At 68.6% G+C, this 6470-nt stretch carries 2 protein-coding genes; both read right to left on the bottom strand.

The features are described 5' to 3' along the window. Nucleotides 1-377 (bottom strand): hypothetical protein (locus AB4Y67_RS18850; protein ID WP_441407281.1); only part of this gene is annotated, 377 nt, incomplete at its 3' end. Nucleotides 378-524: 147 nt separating this feature from the next. Beyond that, on the bottom strand, nucleotides 525-6470 hold a 5946-nt coding region (locus AB4Y67_RS18845), incomplete at its 5' end, for an Ig-like domain-containing protein (RefSeq protein ID WP_441407280.1).

Here is a 6470-nt window from a genome sequence, read left to right as displayed (position 1 = left end):
AACCGCATCTGCGCCGCCGACACCTGATTCAACGTCGACCCCGCAGCATCATCGACCAACACCGTCCCGGCATCCTGCAACACATCAAACGTCGTCGACGCCGGCGTCACCGCACCATCCAAAACACGCGAAGGATAATTCAACCGGCCCACGGCGTTCTTCGACTTCGAGACCACCCACACCCCGCCGTCATTCAACTCCACCTCAGTGGTCTTAAACCCCGGATAAATGATGGCAGCGGTAACCAGCACCGCGGCAGCGGAGGCGATGGCGGTGCCGGCGATGAGCTTGTTGCGCCGTTTGGTGGAGCCGGGGCTAGGTGGGCGCTTCTGTGGACCTGGCTTCTTGAACCCCAGCGTGGCGAGCAGACGTGTCACAGCTTCAGATGTCCTTCAGGATGGCGTCGTGATTCTCGTGGCGGACCCGAGACAGGGCCCTCAGTTCCCGCGACAGCCTACCGAACTGTCCGGAAGGGCGCGATGGGCAGGACTGCCCACCGACCGCCGCTCCGGGGGCCGGGGCGGCTATGGTGTCGCTCCTACCGGGAAGGTGCACAACGGGACGCCGCTCTGCCCGGGCGCGCCAATCGAGGTGTGGGTGGAATTGATCCAGCGCGTCTGGTTCGGCGAACCGCGCATGATGTAGTACCACTGGCCGTCGCCGCTGTAGTACGTACCGTGCGGCTTCCAGCACATGACGTCGAAGACGTCCGACGGGCCCATCCATGGTCGGTCGGTGCCGCCCTTGCCGTCGCAGGTGAAGTTACCCGGCTGGCTGTTGTCGTAGGAGGTCGCACCGGGCAGGTCGGTGCAGCTGCGGCCCATCCCGCTGTTGAGCCGGGTGGTCCACCGGGTCTTCTCGGTCCCGGACCGGGCGGAGGCCGAGGCGATCGGCCCGCCGGTGCCAAGGGAGTTGACGGTCTGGACCCGGATCTGGTGCGGTTCGCTGAAGCCGCCGGTGTTCACGGTCCGGCTTCCCGACGCCGGAACGCGCTCCCAGCCGCCGTTGTCGATGCTGATCTGGGTGTAGGCAACGTCGTTGGTCGTGGTGGACGGCGAGCTCCAGCTGAAACTGAGGTTCTTCTGGTTTTCGGCGCCGTCCTGCCCCGACGCCGCGGGCGTTCCGGGCGCGCCGTACGGCGTGGCCGTGGCACCGGTGCTGGCGTCGGAGCTCGGTGCGACGCTCGAGTTGGCCGTCACGGTAATCGTGGCGGCCTGGCCGTTGGTGAATCCGCCCACCTTCTGGCCGGGGCTGATAGCGCCGGTCTTGCCGCTGGGGCTCGCGTAGTAGGTGTAGCTGACCTCCCCGGGCTGGGAGCCGTTCCGCCCGGCCGCGTCCAGTTCCCGGAAGTTGATGACCACGGCCCGGCCGGCCCCGCCGGTGTCGGCCGGCGTGGCGCTGACGCCGGAGACCTGACCGAGCTTGCCGGTGGCGCGGCGGGGGGCCGAGGCTGCGCTGACCGCGCCCTTGCCCGCCTTGTTCTCGGCCTGGACCGTGAAGGTGTAGCCGGTTTCGGAGTTGTTCGCCGTGAAGTTGGCGGTCCGCACCGTTCCGGCGATCATCTGGGTCTGGGTGGTGCCGCCGCCGCCGCTCATGGTGACGTAGTAGTTCTTGATGGCGTCGCCGTTGGTGTTCGGCTCGCTCCAGTTCACCTTCAGCTGGTTGGAGGTTCCCACGGCGGACGCCACCGACGTCGTCGGCGCTGCCGGTGCGGCCGGGACGCCGGCAGGGTTGTCTTCGGCCGAGTAGAGGCCCCACTCGGACGGGCCGAGTTCGTTGACGGCCTGGGCACGGACCTTGTAGCGCACGCCGTTGGTCAGTCCGGGCCAGGTGTAGCTCAGGCCGGCCACACCGTTTTTCACCGCGATGCCGTTGGCCGGCGGCGGGGAGATCTCCAGGTTGTAGTTCTTCACCGCCGAGCCCTCGGTCTTGGCCGCGGGCCAGGTGATCACCATGTTCTTGTCCCCGGCCTTGACCGTGGGAGACTCCGGCGGCGAGGGCTTCTCATCCGGCCGGATTTCGTTGGAGGCCGGAGACGGCACGGACTCCCCCACCTCGTTGGTGGCGGTGACGGTGAACACGTACTTGACGTCGTTGGTCAGTCCGCTGAGTGTGCACGTGGTGGTGGCGCAGTCCTGGCTGAAGCCGCTGGAGCGCACCGTGTATTTGCTGATGGTGGCGCCGTTGTCCGAGGGCGGAGTCCACTTGAGCACCGCGGTCCGGCTGCGCACGTCCGTGGCGGACGGCGCGGAGGGGGCGTCCGGCTTGTCCCGGACCGTGATCCTGACCCGGCCGTCGGTCTGCCGGGAGATGTCGTCGGTCTTGTCCATCACGGTGTAGCGCAGCACCATCACGCCCTTGAAGCCGGCGGCCGGGGTGACGGTGATCGAGTCGCCGGCGACGGCGGGCTGTCCGGCGGCGGAGCCGGTTTCCACCGTGGCGGTGACAATCCTCAGCGGGGTGTCGCTGAACGGGTTGAAGTCGTTGGCGAGCACGTTGATGGTCTCGGTCTTGCCGGCGTTGGCCTTCTCGATCACGTCCTCGTTCGCGACCGGAAGCGGGCGGTTGGAGGCCACGACCGTGGCGGTGACGCTGGCCTTGACCGGCTCGGAGCGTCCGTCGGTGACCTTCAGCGGGATGCTGCCCTTCCAGCCGGCGGCCCTGGCGGAGTCCGCGGTGACCTTCAGCGTCGCGCCGTCCAGGGTGGCCTTAAAGCCCTCGGGCAGGGTGCCGTCGAGTTCGAATTTCAGCTTCTCCTGGTCGCCGGAGTCCACGTCCTTGGCCAGGTTGCCCAGGTCCAGGCTGGCGGACTCGGCCTTGGGCACCTCCAGCGTGGCCCCGCTGAAGCTCGGCGGGTGGTTGGCGTTCGGATCGGGAATGACCTTGGTGATGATGCTGAGGGTGGACTTGAGGCCCTGCGGATCGTCGGGGCCGGTGCCATCGGTTACTTCGAAGGTCACGGAGCCCGGGCCCACGTAGTCCTGCAGCGCGGCGTAGCGCAGGGCGCTGCCGTTTCCGGCGACGACGTTCTGCGGGTCGGCGCCCTGCACGCGGACGCTGTCCACCTGGGTGATCCGCGGGGTGCGGCCCTCCCTGACCCGGACGTATTCGTTCAGGTCGAGGTTGAGCTGCTTGCCGGCCATCACTTCGACGACGTCGGTCCTGGCCAGGGTGGGGTGCTGTTCGCCCTGGCCGGGGACCCAGATGACCGCCGTCGCGCTCTGGCCGTCGACGTCGGTCACGGTGTACGGGACCAGTTGGTCCTTGGGGGCGAGGGCCACCCGGACACTGCCGTCGCCCGCCCGGGCGTTCGGGTTGCCGTCGGGCAGGCTGATCTTGAGGTCGGCGGCGACGCCGTCCGGGTCGGAGTCGTTCTTCAGGACCGGAACGTCGACGGCGGACTTGCCCAGTGTCTCGGCGGGGGTGACCACGTCGTCCTTGGCGACCGGGAGCTTGAGCGCGGCGTCCGGGCTGATCCGGACGCGGATCACCGCGCTGCCCTGGGCCTTTTTGTCGTCCTGGATCTTGTAGCTGACGCTCTCGTTGCCGGCGGTCGCGGGGGCGGTGAGGAGCACCTTGCCGCCGTCGGCCGCTTCGACCCTGAGCTCGGGGCGGGCCTCGAAGCCGTTGCCGACCAGGCTGATGGGGTCGCCGTCCGGGTCCGAGTCGTTCGCGAGGGCCTCGACCGCGATCTTGCGGCCGGGCCGGACGTCCACCGCGTCGTCGATGGCGATGGGTTTCTGGTTGTTGGCTTCCTGCGGGGCGATCCCGACGATCACGGTGCCGGTGTTTTCGGCGCCGATCCGGTCGCGTACGCGGTAGCTGAAGGTGTCCGTTCCGGCGCCGTTTCCGGCGGCGGTGAATTCGAGGTAACCGTCCTTGACCACGGCGGTGCCCATCGCGGGGGCCTTGTCGACGCCGGTCAGCTGCACGGAGTCGCCGTCGGCGTCCACGCCGTCGAGCGGCACGGGAATGCGCACTGTCATGCCGGCCACCACACGGGCGGTGAGGTTCTTGGGTTCAGGGCGGGTGTTGCGTTCGTCGTCGCGTGCCCGGATGCGGATGGTGACCTGCTGGGAATCCGATTGCCCCGAGGCGTTGGTGACCTTGTAGATCGCGTAGACGGTCTTCGGCACCTCGCCGGCGATGAAGCGCAGCGCCCCGCCGGAGGTGAAGATCCGGCCGTCAGCGGCGTCCGGCTGCTGGGCGAGCACCGGTTCCAGGGTGAGCTTGCCGCCGTTGGGGTCGGTGTCGTTGTCGAGCACCGGGATGGTGACGACGTCCCCGGCGCGCACTGTTGCTTCGTCCGGTTTTGCCTGTGGCGCCTGCAGTTTGGACGGTGCGGGGACCACCAGGACGGCGATCTCCCCGCTCGCGGAGGATTTGCCGTTGGAGATGGTGTATTTGACGCTGAGCTGGCCCTGCGCCCGGATGTCGGTGATCCGGACGACGGAGTGGTCCAGCACGGCCGCGCTGACCGGCAGTCCGTCCGCCGCCGTCACGGACTGCACCACCAGCACTCCGCCGGAGGGATCGGAGTCGTTGCCGAGGACGTCCACCAGGACGCTGCCGCCGCTGGGCAGCAGGGCGGTGTCGCGGACCGCCACCGGGGCGCCGTCACCGTCGCCGGGGACGACGTCGACGCGCACCAGCTGCTGGGCGCTGGCCGGTCCGTTGGTGACGAGGTAGGACACGTAGTGGGCGCCCTGGGCGGTGGAGTTGAACGTGAAGGTCTGCTGGTCCGCGCCCATCGTGGCGGTGGAGTTGCCGTCCGGGGTGACCTGGGCGAGGCGGAGGGCGCCGCCCTGGGGGTCGGAGTCGTTCTTGAGGGGCGCGATCACCGTGTCCACCCCGGCGACGGCGACGAGATGGTCCGCGTTGGCGATCGGCGGCAGGGCGCCGGGGGCGCGGACGTCGACTGTGACTTTGCCTTCGGTGGTGGAGCGGCCGTCCGAGACCGTGACGGTGACGGTCTTGCGGCCCGGTTCGGACCCTGCGTCCTGGAAACTGAGCAGGCCGTCGGGCCGGACTTTGACCTGGTCGCGGGGGTCGCTGCCGGCGGCGCCGACGACGAACAGGTCGTCGCCGTCGGGGTCGATCCAGTCAGTGAGGATGTTCTGGCTGACGATCTTGCCGGACTGGACCACGAGGGTGGTGTTGCGGTTGGGCTTCTGCCGCGGGGCGGTGTTCTCCCCCGGCGGGACGATGTTGAGGGTGACGTCGGCGGTGGCGGAGAGTCCGCGGCCGTCGTCAGCCGTGTATTTGAAAGTTTCCGAGCCGGTCTTGTCGGCGCCGACGCTGACCTGGAAGCCGGTGGCGCCGTAGATCGGCGCGAGCAACCCTGAGGTGAGCGGGTCCGGGCTGCGGACGGTGAGGATGTCGCCGTCGGGGTCGGTGTCGTTGTCCAGCACGGGCAGGATGGTGGTCTTGCCGGCGCGCACGCCGAAGGTGTCGGGTTTGGCGGCGGGCGGGCTGTTGGGTTTGGTGCGGTCCGGGAGCACGGTCTGCTGGACTTCGTCGGCGGAGTCCTTGTCCGCGTCGTCGGAGGTCTGCTGTGGCGGGATGACGTCGTCCCAGTTGTTGACCAGCTGCATGTTCTGGTTCACCAGCCACACATTCCCGGAATTCACATCATTCAGGACCACCAGGTCCCGGTTCACCCGGAACACGTAACTTGGCGACGCGCTGGCCTTCGGCACATCCACGGTCTTGTCACTGGCATCATCCGCGCAGTCCCGGACATACTTGTTCGCCCCCGACCACGCCGCATGCACACACCCGCCCAGCTGCACCGGAGCCGCCGGCACCCCCTGCCCGCCAAACGTCACCGTCTTCGCCGTCGAACCATCCAACGGCTGCAGCAGCAGCGCCTTCGGCGTCGCGACCGCCACCGCATCCGCGCCCGGACCCGAAAGCTGCAGCTTCGCGTCCTTTGCGTTCTCCAGCGCTAGTTCACGGCCGCCCGGCAGGAACAGCTTCCCCCGGCCGGCGTCCAGCACCACCGGCGCATCCCCCACCACGGCAAGCTGCAGGTCCCCCGCACCCTTCAACCCATTCCAGGTGCTGGACTGCACGTCCGTCGCCGCGCCCTCGGCATCCACCGCCGTGACCGTGACCTGCCCGGACTTCGGGTCCGCACTGTAGATCCGGTCATCGGCACCCACCGCCGACACCGTCCCCGCGGACCCCGCCAGCACCGGCTCCGAGCTCTCGGCATCAAAACCGCCCACGGTCGACGGCGACAACGCCCACACTGAGCCTTTCGCCGCATCCGTCACCGAAATGACCTTCGACCCGAAACTCACCTCAGCCGACCCCGGCAACTTCTTATCCCCGCCCAACCGCATCTGCGCCGCCGACACCTGATTCAACGTCGACCCCGCAGCATCATCGACCAACACATCGACCAACACCGTCCCGGCATCCTGCAACACATCAAACGTCGTCGACGCCGGCGTCACCGCACCATC

Origin of the sequence: Arthrobacter sp. YAF17 (genome assembly GCF_052113365.1) — a bacterium.
GTDB lineage: Bacteria > Actinomycetota > Actinomycetes > Actinomycetales > Micrococcaceae > Arthrobacter.
The sequence above is the reverse complement of the archived record's forward strand: the minus strand, read 5'-3'. Positions and strand labels throughout refer to the sequence as shown.